This is a genomic window from Desulfocicer niacini (assembly GCF_054657595.1).
Window position 1 is genome coordinate 1 of the sequence record NZ_BAAHYK010000047.1, and the last position, 22,105, is coordinate 22,105.

13 protein-coding genes are annotated in these 22,105 nt (G+C 46.3%); 6 read left to right on the forward strand and 7 right to left on the reverse strand.

What is annotated here, in order from left to right:
- Window positions 1–517: 517 nt before the first annotated feature.
- The gene (locus tag ACYQ2M_RS20235; protein ID WP_459918196.1) at window positions 518–1,537 is read right to left on the reverse strand and encodes an amino acid ABC transporter substrate-binding protein; all 1,020 of its coding nucleotides are present in this window, start codon (window positions 1,535–1,537) and stop codon (window positions 518–520) included.
- Window positions 1,538–1,608: 71 nt separating this feature from the next.
- The gene (locus tag ACYQ2M_RS20240; protein ID WP_459918197.1) at window positions 1,609–2,844 is read right to left on the reverse strand and encodes a serine hydroxymethyltransferase; all 1,236 of its coding nucleotides are present in this window, start codon (window positions 2,842–2,844) and stop codon (window positions 1,609–1,611) included.
- Between the two features lie 310 nt (window positions 2,845–3,154).
- Here ACYQ2M_RS20240 and ACYQ2M_RS20245 point away from each other — a divergent pair, with 310 nt between their 5' ends.
- Together ACYQ2M_RS20245 and ACYQ2M_RS20250 are read left to right on the forward strand one after the other, a co-directional pair.
- On the forward strand, window positions 3,155–5,011 hold the full coding sequence (locus ACYQ2M_RS20245) for a sigma-54 interaction domain-containing protein (RefSeq protein WP_459918198.1): 1,857 nt from the start codon (window positions 3,155–3,157) through the stop codon (window positions 5,009–5,011).
- A 206-nt stretch (window positions 5,012–5,217) separates the two neighbouring features.
- Window positions 5,218–5,610: a hypothetical protein gene (locus ACYQ2M_RS20250; RefSeq protein ID WP_459918199.1), complete on the forward strand. Its 393-nt coding sequence runs from the start codon at window positions 5,218–5,220 to the stop codon at window positions 5,608–5,610.
- 214 nt (window positions 5,611–5,824) lie between these two features.
- On the opposite strand, the gene ACYQ2M_RS20255 is transcribed toward ACYQ2M_RS20250, so the two are convergent.
- Window positions 5,825–6,670: an MBL fold metallo-hydrolase gene (locus ACYQ2M_RS20255; protein ID WP_459918200.1), complete on the reverse strand. Its 846-nt coding sequence runs from the start codon at window positions 6,668–6,670 to the stop codon at window positions 5,825–5,827.
- Window positions 6,671–7,212: 542 nt separating this feature from the next.
- Here ACYQ2M_RS20255 and ACYQ2M_RS20260 point away from each other — a divergent pair.
- The 4 genes from ACYQ2M_RS20260 (at window position 7,213) to ACYQ2M_RS20275 (ending at window position 13,252) form a co-directional block, all read left to right on the forward strand.
- A complete protein-coding gene (locus tag ACYQ2M_RS20260; RefSeq protein WP_459918201.1) occupies window positions 7,213–10,428 on the forward strand; it encodes an AfsR/SARP family transcriptional regulator in 3,216 nt (1,071 codons plus the stop codon).
- Between the two features lie 112 nt (window positions 10,429–10,540).
- Window positions 10,541–11,698, forward strand: a complete 1,158-nt coding sequence (dsrP, locus tag ACYQ2M_RS20265) for a sulfate reduction electron transfer complex DsrMKJOP subunit DsrP (protein ID WP_459918202.1) — start codon at window positions 10,541–10,543, stop codon at window positions 11,696–11,698.
- 97 nt (window positions 11,699–11,795) lie between these two features.
- On the forward strand, window positions 11,796–12,623 hold the full coding sequence (locus ACYQ2M_RS20270; RefSeq protein ID WP_459918203.1) for an outer membrane protein: 828 nt from the start codon (window positions 11,796–11,798) through the stop codon (window positions 12,621–12,623).
- Window positions 12,624–12,673: 50 nt separating this feature from the next.
- Window positions 12,674–13,252 carry a DJ-1 family glyoxalase III gene (locus ACYQ2M_RS20275; RefSeq protein ID WP_459918204.1) on the forward strand — a complete coding sequence of 193 codons (579 nt, stop codon included), beginning with the start codon at window positions 12,674–12,676 and terminating at the stop codon, window positions 13,250–13,252.
- A gap of 273 nt (window positions 13,253–13,525) precedes the next feature.
- Here ACYQ2M_RS20275 and ACYQ2M_RS20280 read toward each other — a convergent pair whose 3' ends face one another.
- From ACYQ2M_RS20280 to ACYQ2M_RS20295, 4 genes are all read right to left on the reverse strand, one after another.
- Entirely contained in the window at window positions 13,526–14,641 is a 1,116-nt protein-coding gene (locus tag ACYQ2M_RS20280) for a response regulator (RefSeq protein ID WP_459918205.1), read from the reverse strand.
- Between the two features lie 82 nt (window positions 14,642–14,723).
- Window positions 14,724–19,514 carry a response regulator gene (locus ACYQ2M_RS20285; RefSeq protein ID WP_459918206.1) on the reverse strand — a complete coding sequence of 1,597 codons (4,791 nt, stop codon included), beginning with the start codon at window positions 19,512–19,514 and terminating at the stop codon, window positions 14,724–14,726.
- Between the two features lie 767 nt (window positions 19,515–20,281).
- Window positions 20,282–20,959, reverse strand: coding sequence for a transposase (locus tag ACYQ2M_RS20290; RefSeq protein WP_459918207.1), 678 nt, complete (start codon window positions 20,957–20,959; stop codon window positions 20,282–20,284).
- A 528-nt stretch (window positions 20,960–21,487) separates the two neighbouring features.
- A complete protein-coding gene (locus ACYQ2M_RS20295) occupies window positions 21,488–22,057 on the reverse strand; it encodes a lipid-binding SYLF domain-containing protein (RefSeq protein ID WP_459918208.1) in 570 nt (189 codons plus the stop codon).
- Between the last annotated feature and the right edge of the window lie 48 nt (window positions 22,058–22,105).

Here is a 22,105-nt window from a genome sequence, read left to right on the forward strand (position 1 = left end):
TAAACTCAGAATCTGGCATGAGAATCTTGAGACGTCTGGAAAAAAATCATGATGGAATGAGATCCGAAGTAACCCGGAAAAATTACATAAAAATATATCAAACAATGAAATACTTATCTGAAGACGTACCGTTTTTTTAAATACAGCTCCAGGTAATTGACACGAAAATAGTTGTGCAAAAAGTGGGACACACCCGCCAGACATCGTTGCAAATGGGCTTAAGCATCATTAGCTGGATTCAGTACAATCAGACACATTTTAAGCCAGCTAACAGGTATTAACTCAACTTTCGGAGTTAGCTGATTCAGGAGGGGACAGGCCTGCATTATTGCGTTTTGACCTGATATAATAAACAATTATTGGAAAATAACATGGAGCCTGTTACTCAGGCGCCAGTAAAACAAGCCTGACCCCGTTCGTCAACGCCAAAGTCCGAAAGTTGAAATATTAATATAACCGATTTAAGAAAATGCTTTATCTATTTGTCGTTTGGCCGACACAATTCATTTACTCAGAATCAATGGAACGGCGGAGCATACATCAAACCGCCTTTGGTCCATAGTGCATTGATTCCGCGCTGTAATCCAAGCAGTGTGCCAGCGCCGATATTACGTTCAAAAATCTCACCATAATTACCCACCTGCTTAATGATGTTGTATGCCCAATCGTTGCTCAGTCCCAACCCCTTGCCGAGACTTCCGCTGACGCCCAGAAATCGTTGGATGGCCGGGTCTTCGCTTTTAAGCATTTCATCCACATTGGTTGATGTTATACCCAGCTCCTCAGCTGCGATCAGAGCAAGAACCGAAAAATCGCATATGTCCCGCCACTGTTCGTCACCATGACGGACTGCAGGGGACAGCGGTTCCTTGGTGATCACTTCGGGAAGAACCATATAATCATCCGGGTTGGGAGCCATCGCCCGGGCAGCTGCCAGCTGGGAGGAATCCGTTGTCGTGCAATCGCATCGTCCTGCGAAAAAAGCTTTGTACAGCTCTGATGTACTTTCAATGACAACGGTTTTATACTTCATGTTGTTGGATTTGAAAAAATCCGCCGTTGTCATTTCGGTCGTGGTGCCTGGCAGGATACATACGGTTGCTCCATCCAGCGCCAATGCACTTTTTACATTCAATTTTTTCGGCACCATGAATGCCTGGCCGTCATAATAATTCGCATGGACAAAATTGAGTCCCAGTGCTGTTTCCCGGTGCAGGGTACGGGTAGCGTTGCGACAAAGGATATCAACCTCTCCGGATTGAAGGGCTGTAAAGCGCTGTTTGTCTGACAAGGGTACGAACTTTACCTTGTCGGCATCACCAAAAACGGCTGCGGCCACGGCGCGGCCCGTATCCACATCCAACCCTTTCCAGATACCTTCTTTGTCCGGCATTCCGAAACCAAAAAGACTGCCGCTCACCCCCACAGTAACAATACCTCTGGCCTTGACGGCATCAACGGTTTGTCCTGCAATGGAAACACCTGTCATCAGGATAAAAACAACGGCAACGATCACACTTGTCTTGAATACGTTCATCTGCCAATTCTCCTTTTCTGGGTTAATGATTTATTTTTGAGTCCTAACCTGAACCGCTAAAAATGACCGATCTATCTGTCAACGGGAAAGCGCTCACAAAGCGTCCGAACATCCCTGGCTGCCTGATCCAGCACTTTCTGATTGTCCATATTCGACATGGCGGTATCCAAAATCTCGGCAATCCAGGCAACCTCCACCTCCGCCATTCCCCTTGCCGTAACAGCCGCTGTCCCAAGCCGTATACCGCTTACTGCAGAAGGATTATCCATGTCCCTGGGAATGACATTTCGGTTTGCGACAATCCCTATGGATTCGAGTCTGTTTTCAACGGCCTGTCCTGCCAGTCCTTTTGACGCAACATCAACGATCACCTGATGATTTTCGGTTCCGCCGGAAACGATACGGTGACCTCTGTTTTTAAGCTCTGTTGCAAGGAGGACCGCATTTTCAATGGTTTTCGTCTGAATATCCTTAAACCGGGGTTCCATGGCCAGTTTAAAGATCAATGCTTTTGCGGCAATGACATTTACCGGACTGGTTCCCTGGCATCCCGGAAACACGCTGCTGTCGATTTTTTTTCCGTACTCTTTTTTACACAGAATGACACCGCCGCGGCCCCCCATCATCGTTTTATAACAGGTAAACGTCACAAAATCCGCAAAGGGTACCGGGCTGGGGATCGCCCCTGCCGCGACCAGTCCTGCGATATGAGCCATATCCACAAGCAGATAAGCAGATACTTCCCTGGCGATTTCAGCTAATCGTTCATAATCAATGAGCCTTGCATAGGAGCTTGCCCCGGCAACGATCATCCTGGGTCTGAACCTAACGGCCATCTCATGCACCTGGTCATAGTCGATGCGTTCGCTTTCAAGATCGACACTGTAATGCTCAAATGAAAAACATTTGCTGGTTATGGAAGCGCGGTGCCCGTGGGAAAGATGGCCGCCATGGGGAAGGCGCATTGATAGAATCCGATCACCAACCTTAAGAACGGAAAAATACACGGCCAGATTGGCTGAAGTCCCGCTGTGGGGCTGAACATTCACGTACTCGGCGTTAAAAAGCTTTCTGCCCCTTGAAATGGCCAGATTTTCCACCTGATCCACATATCCGCATCCGGCATGGAAACGCTTGCCGGGATACCCTTCAATGGTTTTTGTATTGAGAACCGATCCCAGCACCTCCATGATGGACGGTGGGCAGTGATGCTCGGCGGCAATAAGGTTCAGTGTCGTTTCCAGTCGTGTTTTCTCTTGCTGGATTAATCTTGCGATTTCCGGGTCATCCTTGGATAGGTATTGCATTGCCTCTCCTCCTTTGGTGAGCAAAATTGCCTGCCGTTGTTATCAATAACTCCTTGCCGGACGCATTCCGGTTGATAAAACGACGGAACTTCTTCCCTTCACTTGCAAAAACATTGCCAGAAAATTATGGGTGGGAAAATGGCGTGGCCTGTCAATGGCTAAAGCAGGGTTGATCGGCACTGCCCGATTGCTGAAACGGGCGCACCGGGCGCTGCCAAGGCGTTTGGCTGAACGTTGTCACCGGGATTAATAATAGTTGTTGACTTTATGGACCCTTAAATATAATTATCAAAAGTGAGAAGTAGAATCCATGGGACTCGCACATCAGAACCGCTTTCCATCACCAATCACAGCGGGAATTCTCATTATTGATAAGGATGTTTTCAGTAATGAGAATCACTGGAACAGGGAAATGACCACAATTCAACAGATCACGGAAACCGTCCAGCATGTAGTCGGTGCCATTTCAGCAGCCATGGGCGTCGATGTCGCCATCATAGATACAAATTTCAAGCTCGCCGCGACCAGCAAAACATTCCTTGAAAAGCGGGGAGAAAATATCAACCAGAATTTTGTAAAAGGGGTGTTTGAAAAAGATGTCATGGTGCTTCCCAATCCCGGGCATAATGAATTATGCAAAGGGTGTCATTATGAGGGGAGCTGCCCTGAAACAGCCGAAGTTCTTCGCACCATACGTTATGACGGCCAGCTGATGGGAGTTATCCTCATGGTGGCCTACACCCAGGCCCAGAAGGAAAAACTGCTGAACAACACCTCTGAACTGCTGGAGTTTTTAGGGGAGATGGCAAACCTGCTCGTCAGCGAAATCAGACTCCAACGGACTCTGGAACAGGAAACAGTGGTAAAGAGTCACCTGGAAACAACCATCAACCTCATTGGCAATGGTATTATCACCGTCAATGGCGCAGGCATGATTACCCAGATCAACGCCAAGGCCACCCAACTGCTGAAATCTGAAAACCAGATCCATCCGGGGATGAAGCTTCAGTCCTTTCTGCCCTATGCCTGTTTCCAATCAATGATTGAGAATGGAGAGATCATCAGCAGGAGGGAGATTTTAACAGGTTCACAACCTGAAATCCATTGTTTCATGTCGGGAAATCCAGTCAAGGTGAATGACAGCGTTGTGGGAGCCGTTATCTATCTTGAGGATATCAAGGCGGTGCGCTCAACGGTTTATGAATTTTCAGCCAAACAGATGGATCACACCTTTGACGATATTCATGGCGAAAGTCAGGTCATGAAAGAGGTGAAACACTATTCAAAAAAAATCGCTTCAGGAGACTCCACGATCCTGATATCAGGAGAAAGTGGTACAGGCAAGGAGCTGTTTGCCCGTGCGATTCACAGTTACAGTGCCAGAACTGCCGAGCCATTCATCTCCATCAACTGTGCAGCCATACCGGAAACCCTTCTTGAAAGCGAACTGTTCGGTTATGATGAAGGCGCGTTTTCCGGTGCGAGAAAGGGCGGGAAACCGGGTAAATTCGAGATGGCCAGCGGCGGAAGCATTTTCCTTGATGAAATCGGAGATATGCCGCTCCACATGCAGGCAAAACTGCTCAGAGTACTCCAGGAAAAGACCATTGAACGGGTGGGGGGGATCAAAACCATTACCGTGGATATCAGGATTATTGCCGCGACGAACCAGGACCTGGAAACCATGCAGAAAATGGGTACCTTCCGCAAGGATTTATATTACCGGTTGAATGTATTGCCGCTTCATATTCCTCCACTGAGAAACCGGGGACAGGATGTCATCGCCCTGGCCGATTATTTTCTGGAAAAGTCCGGTGGAAAACTGGGCAAACGCATTAACGGTTTTTCCGGTGACGCCCGGGAGGCCATCGCTTCCTACTACTGGCCAGGCAACGTAAGGGAGCTTGAAAATACCATTGAATATGCCGTGAATATGGAAAGTGGTCCCCTTCTTGAGAAAGAAAGTCTGCCGTCAAGGATTACCATGAAAAGTCGTATTCACACCGGGAAAAATTCTCTGGCCGCCAAGCTAAGAGACTACGAGCAATTTATCATAAAAGAAGCCCTGGAAATCCATGGACAGACCCTTGAAGGCAAAAAACGAGTTGCCCGGGAACTGTGCATCAGCCTGCCCACACTATACAGAAAATTGAACACGTCATCTTAAATGGACTACCGCAAATGCCTGGTAATGCCGCAGATCCGGTCAAATAAGGTTCCCGAAGGGTTCATGGTTTTTGCATTTTGAATGCTCAGAATCATGGTGAGTGGACAATGGAAAAAACTTTTTATAAGTCCTTTTATTAGAAAATAAAACTTCTGGGCAACCTCAGCAGAGCCCCCATCTACTCCACCACGCTCAATGTCTACTCCATGGAAAATAAACCGCTGGCAAAGTCCAAAGAAGATCTCATCGGAAAGCATATCATCACCATAGGAGGATACAGCTACGGCGGCCTGCGTAAATTCATATCGGACCCTGCGAATAACATTGTCAGCGAGCCTGCCAAAACCCATAAGGCGGCATTTGAAATGCTTGTGGACAGCCGTGCGGACTATCTGGTGGACTACGCCTCTGCCGCAGGTCATATTTTATCCCGCAATCCTGTAAAAGGCCTCAACGCCACGACCATAGGCCAACTGGATATATTTCTTGTTTTATCCAAATCTTACCCCGATGCCGGTCATTTGATGATAAAACTTGAAAAAATCGCCGCCACCCTGGATGTAAATGACATTGACATTGTGAGAAGACAAGAAAAATAGAGGTCTGCCATCATTTACCTGAGGTCAATGGAAAGAGAGGATATGAGACAATTCTATTGGTGGAGGATGAGATCTCGATTCTCCAGATGACGACGATGATGCTCGAAAAAGTGGCATGTTCCGGCACCTTGCGAATTTAAATTGACATGTTAAAAGCGGCCGATCTTGTAGTCAAGCCCGGATTTTGTTCTTCGATAAATTTGAAACAGCGTTGTCACAACTCCTGTCCAGACAATGGTAACAGGCGCTTTGAATGATGTCGGATGATGGATCGAAGGCCGTTGATCATACTGACATTGCCCCAGCAAAAATATTTGGTGAACCGGTCTTCTTTGAGTTTCATCTGCCTGAAAATCTGCCTTTCGGAAAGGCCTTTTTCCCACAAGAAAGCGACATCTCCGTACAAATTTTCCAGAAAATCCAGCTTTAGCAAAATGTGATCCTTGCCATTTTTCAGTCGGGGATTATGGGCACAGAGCAACGTATCAAAATCCAGGGCCGCCACTTTTTTCAATGAGGCAATCTGGATACCCACCTCCTCGTCTGACCTGAAGAATTTAATTCTATCCCCCAGATAGAGATCCCCTGAAAATACAATTCCCAGATCCGGCAAAAAATAGAGGGTATGATCCTTTGAATGGCCCGGGGTATGTACCGGCACCATCCGGCCAAGGGGGGTATTTATTTTCTCCGGCAAGGTGTTGACCCCCACCGGTGTGGGGTTCCCCCAGATATATTTCTGGTAGGGCAGAATGGGGTAGGAAACCGTTAATTTATCCCGGGTAAGGGCATGGCCAGACACCCTGGCCCCCAGAACCTTGTGAATGGCTGCGGCATTTCCGGAATGGTCTTCGTGGTGATGGGTCAGAAAAACTTGTTTGACTCCATGGGAACCGGCCATGGCCAGGACCTCTTTTTCCATGTGGGGCTGGCCCGTATCCACCATGATCTCGTCAAACAGATAACAATAGACGCTCATCATGGGAGGTCCCACAAGGGACCATCCCAGCTTCACGGCTTTAATACCATGGTCAAAATCGTATGTTTTACAAAATCTCATTTTTCCTCTGGTTGTTTTCTGGGGGGTGATCACAACACTGATTTCTGAAAATGATACCTTCTCCCCAGCAACTTGGTTATATAAATCCATCTTCTCTTTTGAAACAAAGAGGGTCATGATATCATACTGCCATGAGAGAATCATTGAAAATTATCTGTATGATCATCTGCTTTATGCACAACAACAAAAGGCTGAGCCGTTCTCGCAAAATCAGCTTTATAACCTGTATGTCGGATTTGCCTGCCAGAACAAAGAACAAACCCCCTGTTATTACAATATATTGGACCGAGTTTCATATAAAACTGCCACGGGCAGACCGTATGGGGGATCTGGCCTGCCCACAACGAAAAATGGGTCGTAGACGCGGAGCCAAATGGTATTATACCGCCGCCCCCCCGATGGGCAATGGGCCCGGACCGGAACTGTAGACAGCTCAATTGTCCGGTTCCTATTGCCCATCGGGGGGGCGGCTCTGCTGAGGTTGCCTTGGAGGCTAACGTTTTATATAAAAAAAATAATCGTGACAGAACTGGAAAAACATCATGGTCTTACTACAGTCAAAACTTCAGACACCCAAGCGATATAATACCCTTCATCGGAAACGCTTGGTTGGGCTGTTTGAAGATATCAGTCAATACAAACTAATTGCTGTGACTGCCGGGGCAGGATATGGCAAAACCACCCTTGTGACAGATGCCTTAAAATCCCTGAATATTGTTCCCATCTGGTATCTGCTGGACAGGCAGGACAGTGATTTCCTTGTGTTTATTTCATATCTGTACGCTGCTGTCCAACACCATTTCCCCGATTTTAAAGAAGATAAAAAGAAAAATCCCATTCCAAAGACAGGCTTACAAAGGCAGACGGATACTCTGCTTGAATGGCTGGCCTTTCTGGAAAAAAGGGTAACACAACCCACGGTTCTTGTCCTGGATGATTATCATCTGGTCCAGGACTCTCCCCAGATCAGCCATGCCATTGAATTTATCCTTGACCGATTGCCGAACCATGTTCACATGGTCATCATTGGCAGAAAGAACTTACGTTTTCGATTATCATCGCTTCGTGCAAAAGAACAGCTCGTGGAGATCGGCGAAAAGGATCTCTCTTTTACAAGCAGTGAGATCAAGCTTTTTTTTTCAGGTACCCTTTTGCAGACAGACACCTATATAAAAGAGATTCGTTCAAGTACCGGGGGATGGGCCGCCAGCCTGGTTCTTTTACGATATACCTTTCATAATAAAACACCGGAAGCCATTGCCAACAGCCTGGAATTATTTAAACAAACCCCCCGGTATATTTTTTCTTACCTGAAAGAAAATGTTTTTGACCCCCAGCCGGACCGTATAAAAACATTCATGATGAAAGCCGCCCTTCTGGATAGAATTGACATCCACACCTGCCGTAAACTATTTGATGTGAATGATGCCAAAACCATTATAAAAAACATGATTGCAGATCATTTGATGATCTTTCCGGTGGATGAATCCGAAACAATTTTCTACCTGCATCATTTATTCAAGGAGTTCTTAACAACCCAGCTTGAAAAAACGTTTTCAGAATCAAAGATTCATCACCTGCATTGCACCATCGCCAAAGTGATGGAAAATGAGGATATTTTCCAGGCCCTGGACCATTTCATTGAAGGCCATGCCTTTCATGAAGCCATCCGCCTGATTGAAAGCCATGAAATGGAATTTTTACTGGAAGGTAAAACAATTTTTCTGGAGAAGTGCCTTAAGAAAATACCCACATCGGTCATCGAACAAAATCCGCAATTATTGCTGGCCCAGGCCAAACTCCTTACCTATTTCGGCAACCCCGGAAAGGCCATTGAAAATCTCATCCAGGCCCATCAGCTGTTTAAAAAGCGAGACTCCAAAGAAGATATGGTAAAATGTCTGGTGGAACTGGGTTCCCAGTACTATTTTACAGGATACGTCAAAGAGGCAAAACTGCTGATGGAACAGGTGATTGATCAAGTGGAGAGGCCCTCCACAACGTATAGTATCGCCATGACCTACCTCACCTTTTTATCCTCTGTCCTGGGAGAATTTGAAACAGCAAAAAAATACTACAAAATATATTTTGAGGTGATTGAGGGGTTGCCTGATCTTGAACGAAGGGTATCCCGGGCGTTGATCAACACATCCTATACCTATACGCTTTACATCAACGGGGAGTTTGAACGGGCACAACAGGAGAACAAAAAACTGCTCAAAGCCGTGCTGGAGCTTTCCATTGATCCGTGCCTCCCCCTTGTATATTACCAGCTCAGCGCCACCAGTTTCTTTTTGGGAGCATTTCAAGAAGGCGTTGCCTTTGCCCAAAAAGGCGTTGAAACCTGTAAAAAAATATCCCTTTCAGACAGCCGGAAGGGATGGAATTGCCTTGCCTGGGCACAAAACTGCATGGGGCTTGGGAAACTGGACCAGGCCATTGAGTTGATTGACAGCAGCATTGAACTGTTTGAAAACCCGGGCAACCGCTGGGGGATGGCCAATGCCTGGGAGTGTCTGCACCAGATTTACCTGGCCCAGGGAAAAATCGAATCTGCCCGGCAGATATTAAACAGGGCCATGGAGATCATAGAGGGCTACGGACTTCGTTTGACAGAAGGCATCCTTGAAAACAGCCATGCAAATCTTTTGATGATTGAGCAACAATTTTCAAAAGCCCTGACCTGCCTGGAACATGCCGGGAAAAAACTTGATGGAGCCAAGTTTCACCGGTTCAACAACCACCTGTTAACCGCGAAAGTCCACGTTAAAATCGGCAACACCGGTGAGGCGATTACACAAATATCTTGTGCCTTGTTATTATCTGAAGCCAACACCTACGATCGATTTATCAAAAAGGAAGCAAGGTGGTTGATCCCCTTTTTAAAGGATGTTTTGACCCAAAACACAGCTTTCAAGGAAAAAGCCAGAACCTATGTAAAAACGCTTTTTAATAATGAACTGTCAAAAGACCCACTGCAACTCAAAATAACCCTGTTGGGTAAATTCAATGTGACCATGGGCAACAAAAAAATTTCTTTATCCAGATGGAAAAGTTCAAAAGCCCTGATGATTTTTAAATATCTTGCCGCCAACAGAAACCAGGGGTTTATCCCCCGGGAAGTTCTCATTGAACTACTCTGGCCAGAGGAGGACATACAAAGAACCGGCAGCCGTTTCAATGTGGCCATGAGTGCACTGAGAAAAACATTGGAACCACACCTTTCACCCAAATCACCATCTGCTTACATAGAGCGCAAAAAAGATCAATACCGACTTTACCAGGGGTCAAGGATCCACATTGACGCCGAAGAATTTTCAAATACGATTCTGTCCATCATGTCTGTTAATACGCCAAAAAACAGCTCTCCCCAAAGGCTTGAAACCCTTCTGTTGGCCCAGTCGTCATACCGGGGGGCCTTTCTTGAAGAAGATCGTTATGAAGAGTGGTGCATTGCAAAAAGGGAATGGTTCACGGCCGGGTATTTGAAAATACTCTGGGAGATTGTTGCCTTGTACCAAGGGGAGAACCAGATTGAAAATGCCATTCTTTTTACCAGAAAAATTTTAGACGCAGAACCCTTTGATGAAAACGCATATAAACAATTGATGACCTTTTATGCCACATCAGGCCATCTGTCCAAAACAAAAAAAACCTACCTCAACTATAAAAAAATGGCAGAGCAGATGGATTGCCCTGTCCGTTCCGACATAACAGATCTATATCGCAAGCTGATTGAAAAAAACGATTCAATTTAGTCAAAATTTAGTGCCATGGCGTATATCTTCCCCCAATTTATTCAGGCTCATGTCAGATTTCCAGAGCTTTGATCAATTATCCAAAATAATAGAAACAGGGGAGGATGAAACCATGCTCGAATTTGCGCTGAAAGGAAACAAAACCTATTGGATCTGGATTGCCGGACTATTGGCTGTAATTGCAACGGGTGCCTTTTACTATTCGGAGCAGTTAAAATACGGATTAATGCTCACAGGACAGAGCCGGGACGTCTCCTGGGGATTTTATACGGCACAGATGACCTATCTTGTGGGCGTGGCTGCAGGCGGGGTGATGCTTGTACTGCCCTATTATCTGCACAATTATAAAGCCTTTGGTAAAATTACGATTTTGGGAGAGTTTCTGGCAGTGGCATCCCTTGTCATGTGTCTTTTGTACCTTCTGATCCATCTGGGTCAGCCCATGCGGGCCTTAAACGTATTTTTGCATCCAACACCGTGGTCCATGCTCTTTTGGGATGGCAATGTGCTATTTGGGTACCTTGTTTTGAACATTATTATTGGATGGAACGTCCTTGATGCCGAACGAAACGACATCTCTCCTCCCCCCTGGATCAAACCGTTAATCTACCTATCCATTCCCATGGCTTTTTCCATTCATACGGTGACAGCCTTTATCTATTGCGGGCTACCGGGAAGAGGGTTCTGGCTGACGGCTGTTCTGGCCCCGCGATTTCTGGCATCTGCCTTTGCAGCAGGTCCTGCCATTTTAATTTTGTTATGCATGTTCATTAAAAAAATGACGGCATTTGATCCCGGCAAAGAAGCCATCCAAACCCTTGCCATAATTGTGGGTTACAGCCTGATGGCCAATGTTTTTTTTCTCATGTGCGAGGTGTTTGTGGTCTTTTATTCGGGGATTCCATCCCATATGGATCACATCAAATATCTTTATACGGGACTGCATGGTCATGGGCCTCTGGTGCCCTGGATGTGGACCTCCATTGTGTGCATGGTGCTTGCCATCACTCTTTTGGTGATACCCACCACAAGGAAAAACAGCCGGGTGTTGTTTTTTTCCTGCATCCTTGTTTTTGTGGGAACCTGGATTGATAAAGGCCTTGGCATGATTGTGGGTGGGTTTGTACCCTCTGCTCTGCATCATATCACAGCGTATGTCCCCACCATCCATGAATTGATTATTTCAGCAGGTGTGACGGCCATCGGACTCTTAATTTTAACACTTCTGTTTAAAATTGCCATCAGCGTCAAGGTGTATAATAACCAGTAAAATGCACAAGAAGATGGTCAGAGCCTTTTCACAATAAGGGTTGCTTTTTGATTGTTATGCTCTTTTGAAATAATTAAAGTAATGATACCATGCCTCCATGGGACAATCCCTTAAAAAAACTTGTCAGGAGAAAAATATGAAAACAATCGAGATTGTGACCATCGCGGTGGCAGTGGTGTTGCTCGCCGCCACCATGGTATCTGCCAAGCAGGGTGTTTATGCCCGGCTCGGCCTGGGCGCGGCTTTTTCACGGGATACCAAATTTGCGGACGAAAACTGCACTTCAACCAATCCGCCAGCCCTTTTCGGTTGTAATAGCGGCCCGGACGGACGGTCCATCGGGGCACGAGGCGATTTTGGATCTTCGATGCTGATCGATGCGGGACTGGGATATGATCTGGGTCTGCTGCGTTTAGAGGCGACGCTGGGATGGCGCCCCGGGTTTGCTTTCTCGGGCCAGGCAAATTTTCTTAATGTGCCGCTGGACAGCCAGCCAGTGAGTGGGGATGTGGACAGCAAGACAGCCATGGTGGGAGCTTACCTTGACTTGGCATCCCTGGCGGGAAAAATCGACGCTCGTTTCCATCCCTTCCTGGGCGCGGCCATGGGCATCACCCGCAATTCCGTGGACAGCATGCAATATCTCTTCCCCACCATTTCCCAGGATGCAGTGACATGGACGCCTTCCGGGAGCTGGACGGGATTTACCTGGGCAGTGACGGCCGGAATTTCCATTTCCCTGCCCCAAAGCCTGACGCTGGACATCGGGTATCGGTATCAAGATCTGGGGACCGTGCGCACCGATACCGGAACCGCAACCATTGTCCGGCCTACGCTGTCCCAGCCACTGGAATTGACCATTGCCCCCACTGAAGCCTCTTTGCGAGCCCACGATGTCTATGCAAGCGTGCGGTACGCTTTTTAGAAAAAAATAACAATCAAAACATCAACTTTTCAACTCAATAAGGGGAAGTCATGGATAAAAAAGTATTGGTACCCGTGGCCCAGGGAATAGAAGAGATGGAAGCCATAACCATTATTGACGTGCTCCGGCGGGCCGGGGCCCATGTGGTGGTGGCATCCGTGGATAAGCCCGAAATCAAGGCGGCAAGAGGAATCTGTTTTCAGGCGGACTGCCTGATCTCATCCTGCGTGGCGGATGAATTCGATCTCATTGTCCTGCCCGGGGGGATCCCCGGGGCTGAAAACCTAAATAATTGCCGGGAACTTGCCCAATTGCTGAAAAAACAGGCCGCAAAAAACAAGTTTTACGGGGCCATCTGTGCATCTCCGGCAGTGGTGCTCCACTCCCAGGGATTGGTGACACCGGGTGAGGTGACCTGCCATCCCGGATTCTCCCATCTCATCGACAATGGGAATGTAAAAAATGAGCGTGTGGTGGTGGCGGACAACTGCATCACCTCCAAAGGGGCGGGTACGGCGCTGGACTTTGCCCTGAAACTGGTGGAACTTCTCTTTCCCGACGGTGATACCCTGGCAAATGTCAGGGCTGGGCTGGCACTTCCTGTGTCACCGGGCATCCAGTCTGTTTGAGACGGAACCGGACTGATTTTCCAACGGACTTGGTGGTACAGGATTCATATCCAGGAGTTCTGTAAAAAGGGTTTGGTCATAACGTTATTTATCAGGGCTGCTCGCAGGTGTAATATTTGAGGGAAAAGCCTATTCGCATTTGTATGGAGAATTTGCAACGTACTGAGCTAAAACCGGGTGTATTGATGAAAAACTATGAGCCGACGAACAGAAACAGCATATAAAGACCGAATAAATCATGCATTGTCAACTGTCTGGAGCCAGGCGGTCAGATCACCGTTTGGCTTTTAAATCTTCTTCAGAATCTGCATATTGCTGGGCAATGGTATTGAACTGATCCGAATTTTCCAGAAAAATATCTACCATATCCGGATCAAAATGGGAGCCTTCCCCCTCTTTGATGATGGCCACTGACGTTTCATGGGAAAAGGGAGGCTTGTAAACCCGGCGGCTGATCAGCGCGTCATATACATCCGCAACAGCCATCAGCCGGGCCGATGTCGGGATTTCATCTCCTTTGAGTTTTAATGGATAGCCTGACCCATCCCATTTTTCATGATGACTGGAGGCAATTTCCTTGGCAAAAATCAGGAAGGGCTCAGCCCGGGATATTTTTGTTTCAGCAGCTGAAATGGCATTCGCACCGTAGGTGGCGTGCCGCTTCATTATATGAAACTCATCTTCTGTCAGCTTACCGGGTTTGAGCAGGATATGGTCAGGAATACCCACCTTTCCAATATCGTGAAGCGGGGCTGATTTAAACAGGGAGGTGATGACAGTGGGAGTCAAAAATGCCTTAAAACGGGGATGGTTTTGAAGAAGTGTTGCCAATAGTTTCACATAGTGCTGGGTTCGGCGGATGTGGTTGCCGGTCTCAGGGTCCCGGGATTCAGCCAGAGCACCCATGGCAACCATGGATACATCCTGGAGCTCTTCCATCTGCTGAGTCCGCTCAATGACTTTCTTCTCCAGGATTTCATTTTGCCGTTTCAGAAAATCCCGGGAAGCTTTCAACAGCAGGTGATTTTTGATCCGTACCTGTAAAATGGAGGGGCTGATGGGTTTGGTAATGTAGTCTACAGCGCCCAGTGAGAGGCCTTTGGTTTCATCTTCAACCTCGTCTCTGGCGGTTAAAAAAATGATGGGAATATTTTCATTGGCTGGATCCGCCTTGATTCTTTGGCAGACTTCGTATCCGTCCATACCAGGCATCATGATATCAAGCAGAATTAAATCCGGCTTTTTTTTTTGAATAATTTTCAAGGCGGTTTTGCCATCCACCGCAGCCTGAATCAGATATTTTTCGGATAATACAGCTTTGACCGTATCAATATTGGTCGGTGTATCGTCAACCGCTAAAATGGTTTCCTTTGACTGGGTCTGAAACATAAATATTTTTCCTTATGAGATTTGTTTTTGAGGTGTCGGCCCAATATTTAATTGAGTTGTCGTGATTCTCCGGTAATTTAAATTATGTTTTGAGGTGGTTCTGTATTAATGTTAACAATTCATCGGCCAACTGGTGTGCCGATTCGAAATCATAGACGTCCAATGTCTTGGCTAAGCAGGTGACCTGTTCATTGAACGGTGGCTCTTGAAGCATCTTTAATAAAATGTCGCATGTTTCAGTGGCAGACGAGTCAAAATTTTCGATTTGGTTTTTGAGCAAATTTAAGGTGGGTACGATACTTTTAAGATCCATTCCAATAGTATCTTTTTTTTGATTGTTTGGCAAGAGGACGGTTTGAATGATACCAAAAGCGTCAGAGAGACATAACTGCAGTTCGGTGATGGCCGTTTCAATGGCTGAAGGTTCATTTTTTTTGATTGCCGATTCAACGCTTTTTGCAGCTGTTTGTAAAGAGAGGGCTCCGATATTGCCCGCAACCCCTTTCAGGGTATGGGCCGTCCGTATGGCGGTGTCGTGGTCTTCCCGGGATAAGCTCTCCTGGAGTCGTTGCACCACATCTTTTTCTGATTCCAGTACTTTTTTTAATATTTTTTGGTAGATGTCGGTTTTTCCCCCCACACGGGCCAGCGCCCCCTTTGTGTCAAATCCGGGCAAAATCAGTGATGTCGGATGTTCCCGCCGTGTGTCGTTGTTCTGTTGCGCCGGTTGCCACGATTCAGGAATTTCCCGATTTCCGGGTTTGATCCATGTGGCAAGGGCATTGAACAGCTCCGGCGGATCAATGGGTTTACTGACATAGTCGTTCATACCTGCTTCCCGGCTCTGCTCCCGGACTCCGCTTACGGCATCAGCCGTCATGGCAATGATGGGCAGATCGTTAAAACGCCTGTCTTTGCGAATTTTCCTGGTTGCGGTATATCCGTCCATGACGGGCATCTGAAGATCCATGAGGACCACATCAAACTTATTTTCAATGGCGGCATTCTGAATACGGGTTACCGCCAGTTGACCATTTTCAGCCACAGACACCTTGAACCCTTCCCCTTCAAGTAATTCCCTGGCCACCTGCTGGTTGATCACATTGTCTTCCACCAGCAAAATTCGGGCGCCACGGATGTTTTGCAGTATCTGGCTATCAAAGTCCGCCAGGAGAAAACCGTTGTTCTCTTGTGAGGGAGGTTTAAGATCAAGTAAATTGGCAATGGTATCAAAAAGGTCTGAATTACTGAATGGTTTTACAAGATATCCGTCCAGAATTCCCCCCTGTTTGGCCTTCTGCAGTGCGGATCTGTTTTTGGTGGATTTGTGGTAGGCTGAGATCATGAGCACCTTAGTATTGGGGAATTTTGAATGGGTTTTGATTCGGTGGAGAAGGTCAAATCCATCCATGTCAGGCAGGTTGAAGTCGATTAAAACAAGATGAAAGGAGGTCTTATCCAATCGAGTGAGTGCTTCCATGGCAGTCGAAGCACTGGAAGTGATGTTGAATCCATAGGAGTTGAGCTGATTAATAATGGCCTGCCGGTATTCTGAATCGTCATCCACAACCAGCACATGGATTTTTCTGACGTAATCGGCAGTTAAAAAACGAGGGGATTGCGTGCCTGTCAGTTTTGTAAAAGACAAGTGTAAAGAAAAAATGCTGCCCTGATCCACATTGCTTTCAACGGTTATTTTGCCTCCCATCAGCTCGGCAAGCTGGCGGCTGATGGCCAGCCCCAGACCGGTACCGCCATAATGCCGTGTGGTAGAGGTGTCTGCCTGTGAAAAGGGCTGAAATAACAACGGGAGCTTGTCAGGAGAGATCCCGATGCCGGTATCGGAAACAGCAAAACACAGTTCGATGTGGTTCTCATCACTTTTAACAGGTGTGACAGTGATGGCGATGCGCCCCCCTTTAGGAGTAAATTTCACAGCATTACCCAGCAGGTTCAGTAAAATTTGATGAATACGATGGGGATCTCCCTCGAGTTGCGGAATCTCGGGTGAAACGATTAAATTGACTTCCAGCTCTTTGTCATGGGCTTTGGGTGATATCAATGTGGCAAGGTTCTGCATGATATCATCGAGGTAGAATGGGGTGAATTCAATACTCAGTTTACCCGCCTCGATCTTGGAGAAATCAAGAATATCATTGATGATATCCAGCAGCGATTTGGCAGATGATTCGATTTTGGTTATATAATCATACTGCTTGGGAGTCAGCGCTGTTTTGAGAGCCAGGTAGCTCAATCCTATGATGGCATTCATGGGGGTTCTGATTTCATGGCTCATGTTTGCCAGGAATGCACTTTTCGCATGAGTGGTACGCTCCGCTTTTGCCCGGGCCAGTTCCAGGCCGTGCATCATGTTCGACATTTCCTGGCGTGCCTGGGACAGATCTTTCAAGCGCTGTTTTAAGCCCTCTTCCGCTTTTTTTTGCACGGTATTGTCCTCAATGATCACAACGGTATGGGTCGTTTCCTGATTTTCGTTGATGTACGGATGCATGGATAAGCGGCAGAACCGTCTGCCTCTGGATGGGAAATCCACCCAAATTTCATTGAACACCGAGGCACCCTGAAGGGATTGATTGAAATTGTTCAAAATTTCTTTTTTGAAATTGATTGTCCCGCAGATTTTCTTGAAAGGTTTTCCCACGGAATCTTCGGTTTTGATCCCAAAAGAATAACACCAGGCATCGTTGACAGCCTCAACCATTGAATCCTTATTGATAAAGCTCATGGGATGGTTGATGGTATTAATCATAAAGGCATATCTTTCCTGAATGATTCCCATTTGTTTTAATTCGGTAATGTCACGAATGCTTTCGATGGCCCCGGTGATGATATTTTGTTCATCCTTGATCAGGCTGGCGGCATCCAGAACATGCATCCCATTCTCCCCTAAATGGGGAAGAAATTTCTGAACTGTGAGTTTACTGCCGGTTTTTTTTATGTCGCCATGGGTCTCTGCCTTGTTTTCATCCCACTGTATGGCCAGGTTTGACAGCATGGGTTGTCGCCTGCCTAAAATCGGTACCGCATATTCATCAATTCCTTTCCCCAGGATGGTGTCCGCCGCTATTCCCGTCAGCGATTCCATGGCCTTGTTCCACGCCTGAACTCTGCCTTGAAGATCGATAACCAAGGTGGCATCCGGCAGAAAGTCAATGATCTGGGTCAGCTGACGTTCAGAGTCTATGAGGTGAGTTTCTGCCTTAATGCGCCGGTTTATCTGCGCCTTTAAAGATCGATTCCAGAAAATAAAAAGCGACAGCAGCAGTCCGGAACCGATCAGAATTTTCAAGATGAGGGTGTGATTTATCATCGTTTCAATTTTAATCTCCATCCATTTTTTCATGATCGTATCGCGCTGTTTTTCATCCATGGAATCAAGGTTTTTTTGGAGGATGCCCGCCAGTATTTTCCAGTCGTCCCGAACGGCCATTACCATATTGACCTTGACCCCGGTATCCCCTGTCACTTTAATGTCTGTAAAGCCGGTTTGACGAATATAGTGGTTGGTGATCATGGGGCATCCAATAAATGCGTAAACCTTTCTGGTTCTTGTCTGCATGAGGGCATCGGCGACATTGTCCGTCACCACAACATCAATATCCGGGAATTCATTTTTGATTTTTTCAATGATGGGGCAGTGTCGGTAAACGGACACTTTTCGACCGGATAACGCTTTCAGGGAGTATAAATATGGCCCATTGGAATGGGTGTAGATAAATATTGGCGCCGATAGATAGGGCCTGGTAAAGGCGGCTGTCCCGTTTTGCTGTGTCAATGATACATCGGACATCATGTCAACTTTGTGCGTCTGGAGCATGTTTAATGTTATATTTTTTGAAATTTCGCGCTGATATTTAAAGGTGACACCAATTTTTCTTGAAATATAATCAAGGAAATCAATGAAAATTCCGGACAATTCGTTTTTATGGTCAACAAACTCCACTGGGGCCATATCCGTATTGACAAGCACCCGAATGACGGGGTGGGTCTCAATCCAGTTCTTTTCTGCTTCCGATAACATGAGGTTTTCCGACACTTTCTGGGTGAATTGAACCGGAAGCCAGCGATTTAAAATTTCATTTTTTTCTTTTTCAGTGATCGAGGTGAGTGTTTTATTTAAAATATCAGTGAATATTGGCCAGTCCTTTCGCACGGCAAAGGCAAGCTTTTCCGGGTCCTGGGAAACATAATCCGCAATTTTAAGATTGGTTAAACTCAATTTCTGGATAAGATTGGTTGCCGTACCAAGGTTTCCAATAACTGCCTCGTGACTGCCTTGTGACAACGCCAGCAGGACCTCTCTGAAAGAATTATAAAAAGTGATATCCGGCCGGACATTGCTTTGCTCTTTGATAAAATCGTAATGGGAGCTGTTGGCCTGCATAGCCACATTGATATCATTCAGGTCATTGAGTGACTTTACGCTGCTGTTCTGGCGGGTGATAATGACACGGGGGAATTCTATGTAAGGAGTTGTGAATGAGAAGTGCTTTTTACGATTTTTGTTAATGACAACACTTGGCAGCACATCAAGTTTCCGGTGTTTGCCTGCTTCCATGGCCTGGTTCCAGGTGAGACCGGGTTCGGGTTTCATTTCAATGCCAAGTCGTTTGGTGATCAATGCAGTGTAGTCAGCGGCAATTCCCTGGTAAACCCCATGTTCATCCATAAACTCATATGGCGGATAATCCGGGTCCACTCCCAGCCGGATATGCGGATGCGCTGCAAGCCATTCGCGCTCGGATTGAGTCAAATCAATATGTATATTATTGGGAGTCGCAACGCTGATGGTAGCCCACTGAAACAATAAGATAAAAAAAATAATGGAGGTCTTAATTTTCTGGATGATCATTATTATACTCCAGATAAAATAGTGAGTGGTTGGGGGTAGACGACTACAGCTGAATCTAAAAAAAAGAGAGTTTTTTCATAAAATCCAGATCTGGCCCCGCAAAAAAGGACCCATTAAGCAGGTTGGGCTTGTTGTAGTTGAAGGGATCGCCATGGATATCCGTGACAATACCTCCGGCGGCGGTGAGCACGGCCTGTCACGCGCCTGTGTCCCACTCCCAGGTAGGGCCCCGTGGATAAAGATCCACTTCCCCCGGGCAATCTCCCAGCATCCGGTCTCCACCTCTGTCAGGTACATGAGGTCCAGGGTCGGGGCATAGATAACGCCGGCAATGGGGATGTGGTTTTCAATCAAGGCGATGTTCAAGTGCCCCTCAGCAGAGCCCCGGGGAGAGATAATGGAACCGGTCAATTGGGCTGTCTAACAGTCTCGGATCGGTTGCATTACCCCTTATTAAAACTAATATTCAAATTTAGAAGTGCATTTTCAAATAACCCTTGATATGAATACTCGGTACTACTATCAATCACATCTGTAATAATTGAACCTAAAAAGTGCAATATTGCATATAAAAATTTCAATAGAAACTTAAAATATACCAATAAATATAGTATAATTCAACTTTCGGGGTTGGGCTTAAGTAATAATTTATTGCTCTTTGAAAAACCGACATACTGCAAGGCGTTTTCCATTGTGGTCATACAAGACTTTGGGGGTTCTATTTACCATACCGATGACGTCAATATGTTTGCTCAGTGCGGTAACCGTTACTGGCTTTGTAAACCAACTGTCCATGAGCAGATACTTGGCCTGGATTCCAGCTGCTCGGTGGACTTCATCGTAGCTTCTTTACGTCTTTGCCAGGCACAGCAGCGCTTGACCACCTTTTTATGAGCCCCGCATAACCGTTTTTTGGCATCAACAGATGAAAGGAGTGCAAAATCCAGTGGTAGGCAGCTTGATCCATCAAACCAGCAGAACGTCAGCATTCGAAAACCTTTGAGGTAACGGCCATTGCTGTGATCCCAAACCTTGGAAAGGAGTTCAACTGACTTGGACCGAGAACGATCGTATGTACTGTCATCCACTATCAGCACCGATTCTCGTTCTTCATCCGCCAACCGGTCGAAAAAACTGTGAAGCTGAACGCCTAAAAGGAGCAATAGGCGACGCCAGTTGGAACGGGAGCCTTTGAGGATTTCATAAGCAGCATCTTTTCCGAATGGTACTTCATCATTAATAACAATCCCCTTAAAGAAATTTTTGCCCATAAAAAGCAACATAAAAATGGTCATTATTAAAGAGCGCACGCTGTGCCCCTGGCGTTTCCGAATACCACATCGGTGTAAATTCGTTGCAATGTTGAATTGCTTAAAGAAGTCATCAATTTTTCCAAGAATGCAAATGTCGGGTTGCTTTTGGGTGCGATTATTGATATTAACCATCTGAACCCTTTCTGTTTGATATTATTGTGTTTTTCGCTAATTCACTATACATCAAATGTTAGGGCTCTTCAATATTTTTACATATAAAATCAGAAAGTTAAATCAACATTGTTGTTTCTCATACTTTCCCCGAAAGTTGAGGTAGTAAAAAAAACCGAATGTAATCCTTCAGGACACAGTTAAATTTGATGAGGTTTACGTAGTAGCAGGCCATAAAGGGAATCCAGCTGCCGTTGCCGAAAAAGGCCGAGAAGGACGCAGAAATAGGCTGAAAGGCGCTCGTGGCCGGGGAACGCTGGCAACAGACAAGCCTCCCATATTGGGGATGATCCAACGATGTGGAGAAATAGTAATCCAGATGCTCCCCAATGTTCGTCAAAAGACCATCGAGCCTCTGATGTTACTCGTAGGATAAGACCCTGAAACGCAACATGAGCCAAAAAGTATTGGTACCCGTGGCCCAGGGAATAGAAGAGATGGAAGCCATTACCATTATTGACGAGCTCCGGCGGGCCGGAGCCCATAACACTATTTGGCTTTAAATTGAAATTTTTGTCCGCCAATGGCAGCTTCATACATCAGACCGCCCTTTGAATGAACAAAAACAGCCATTCCCTTATAATATCTTGTTTCTGCCTGGACACCTGTTGCAGGACCGGCAGTTGCACTACCCGTTGTTCCTTCTGTCCCTGCCTTTGCCTGAACCCCGGCCGTAATGGCCACGGCAGATGCCGATGCATCAAATTCAAATTCACCGCTGATGAATTCCATATATGATCGCTTGTCCTGGAAAAAAATTATCTGGCTGAATGCCTGACCACCCAATTGAAAACCAATGCTCACTTTGGCAAGTGAGGTCGTTCCCGTAAACTTGCCGCCTTTATAAACTCTCCCCTTGCCATAGGCACCCCCAATCCCGATACCGCCCTTTCCAACGGTCGGGAAAATTGCATAGCCATAACAATTTTTAAAAAACGGCTGTACAGCCTCGGATTGTTTAAATACCGAGATAGCTTTTGAATAACTATCTGCAACTGCAAGGCCTGAAAAACAGGCTACCAAAGTCAGTATTGCCAAAAACGATTTAAAAATTTTCATAAAACACCTCTTTTAAAATAGTTTACGCATTTTTGTTCTTCTATTTAG

Bases quoted from the DNA above. Each gene is read 5' to 3' on its own strand.
- ACYQ2M_RS20235 (WP_459918196.1), bottom strand. From the start codon at position 1,537: ATGAACGTATTCAAGACAAGTGTGATCGTTGCCGTTGTTTTTATCCTG.
- ACYQ2M_RS20240 (WP_459918197.1), bottom strand. From the start codon at position 2,844: ATGCAATACCTATCCAAGGATGACCCGGAAATCGCAAGATTAATCCAG.
- ACYQ2M_RS20245 (WP_459918198.1), top strand. From the start codon at position 3,155: ATGGGACTCGCACATCAGAACCGCTTTCCATCACCAATCACAGCGGGA.
- ACYQ2M_RS20250 (WP_459918199.1), top strand. From the start codon at position 5,218: ATGGAAAATAAACCGCTGGCAAAGTCCAAAGAAGATCTCATCGGAAAG.
- ACYQ2M_RS20255 (WP_459918200.1), bottom strand. From the start codon at position 6,670: ATGAGATTTTGTAAAACATACGATTTTGACCATGGTATTAAAGCCGTG.
- ACYQ2M_RS20260 (WP_459918201.1), top strand. From the start codon at position 7,213: ATGGTCTTACTACAGTCAAAACTTCAGACACCCAAGCGATATAATACC.
- dsrP (WP_459918202.1), top strand. From the start codon at position 10,541: ATGCTCGAATTTGCGCTGAAAGGAAACAAAACCTATTGGATCTGGATT.
- ACYQ2M_RS20270 (WP_459918203.1), top strand. From the start codon at position 11,796: ATGGGACAATCCCTTAAAAAAACTTGTCAGGAGAAAAATATGAAAACA.
- ACYQ2M_RS20275 (WP_459918204.1), top strand. From the start codon at position 12,674: ATGGATAAAAAAGTATTGGTACCCGTGGCCCAGGGAATAGAAGAGATG.
- ACYQ2M_RS20280 (WP_459918205.1), bottom strand. From the start codon at position 14,641: ATGTTTCAGACCCAGTCAAAGGAAACCATTTTAGCGGTTGACGATACA.
- ACYQ2M_RS20285 (WP_459918206.1), bottom strand. From the start codon at position 19,514: ATGATCATCCAGAAAATTAAGACCTCCATTATTTTTTTTATCTTATTG.
- ACYQ2M_RS20290 (WP_459918207.1), bottom strand. From the start codon at position 20,959: ATGGTTAATATCAATAATCGCACCCAAAAGCAACCCGACATTTGCATT.
- ACYQ2M_RS20295 (WP_459918208.1), bottom strand. From the start codon at position 22,057: ATGAAAATTTTTAAATCGTTTTTGGCAATACTGACTTTGGTAGCCTGT.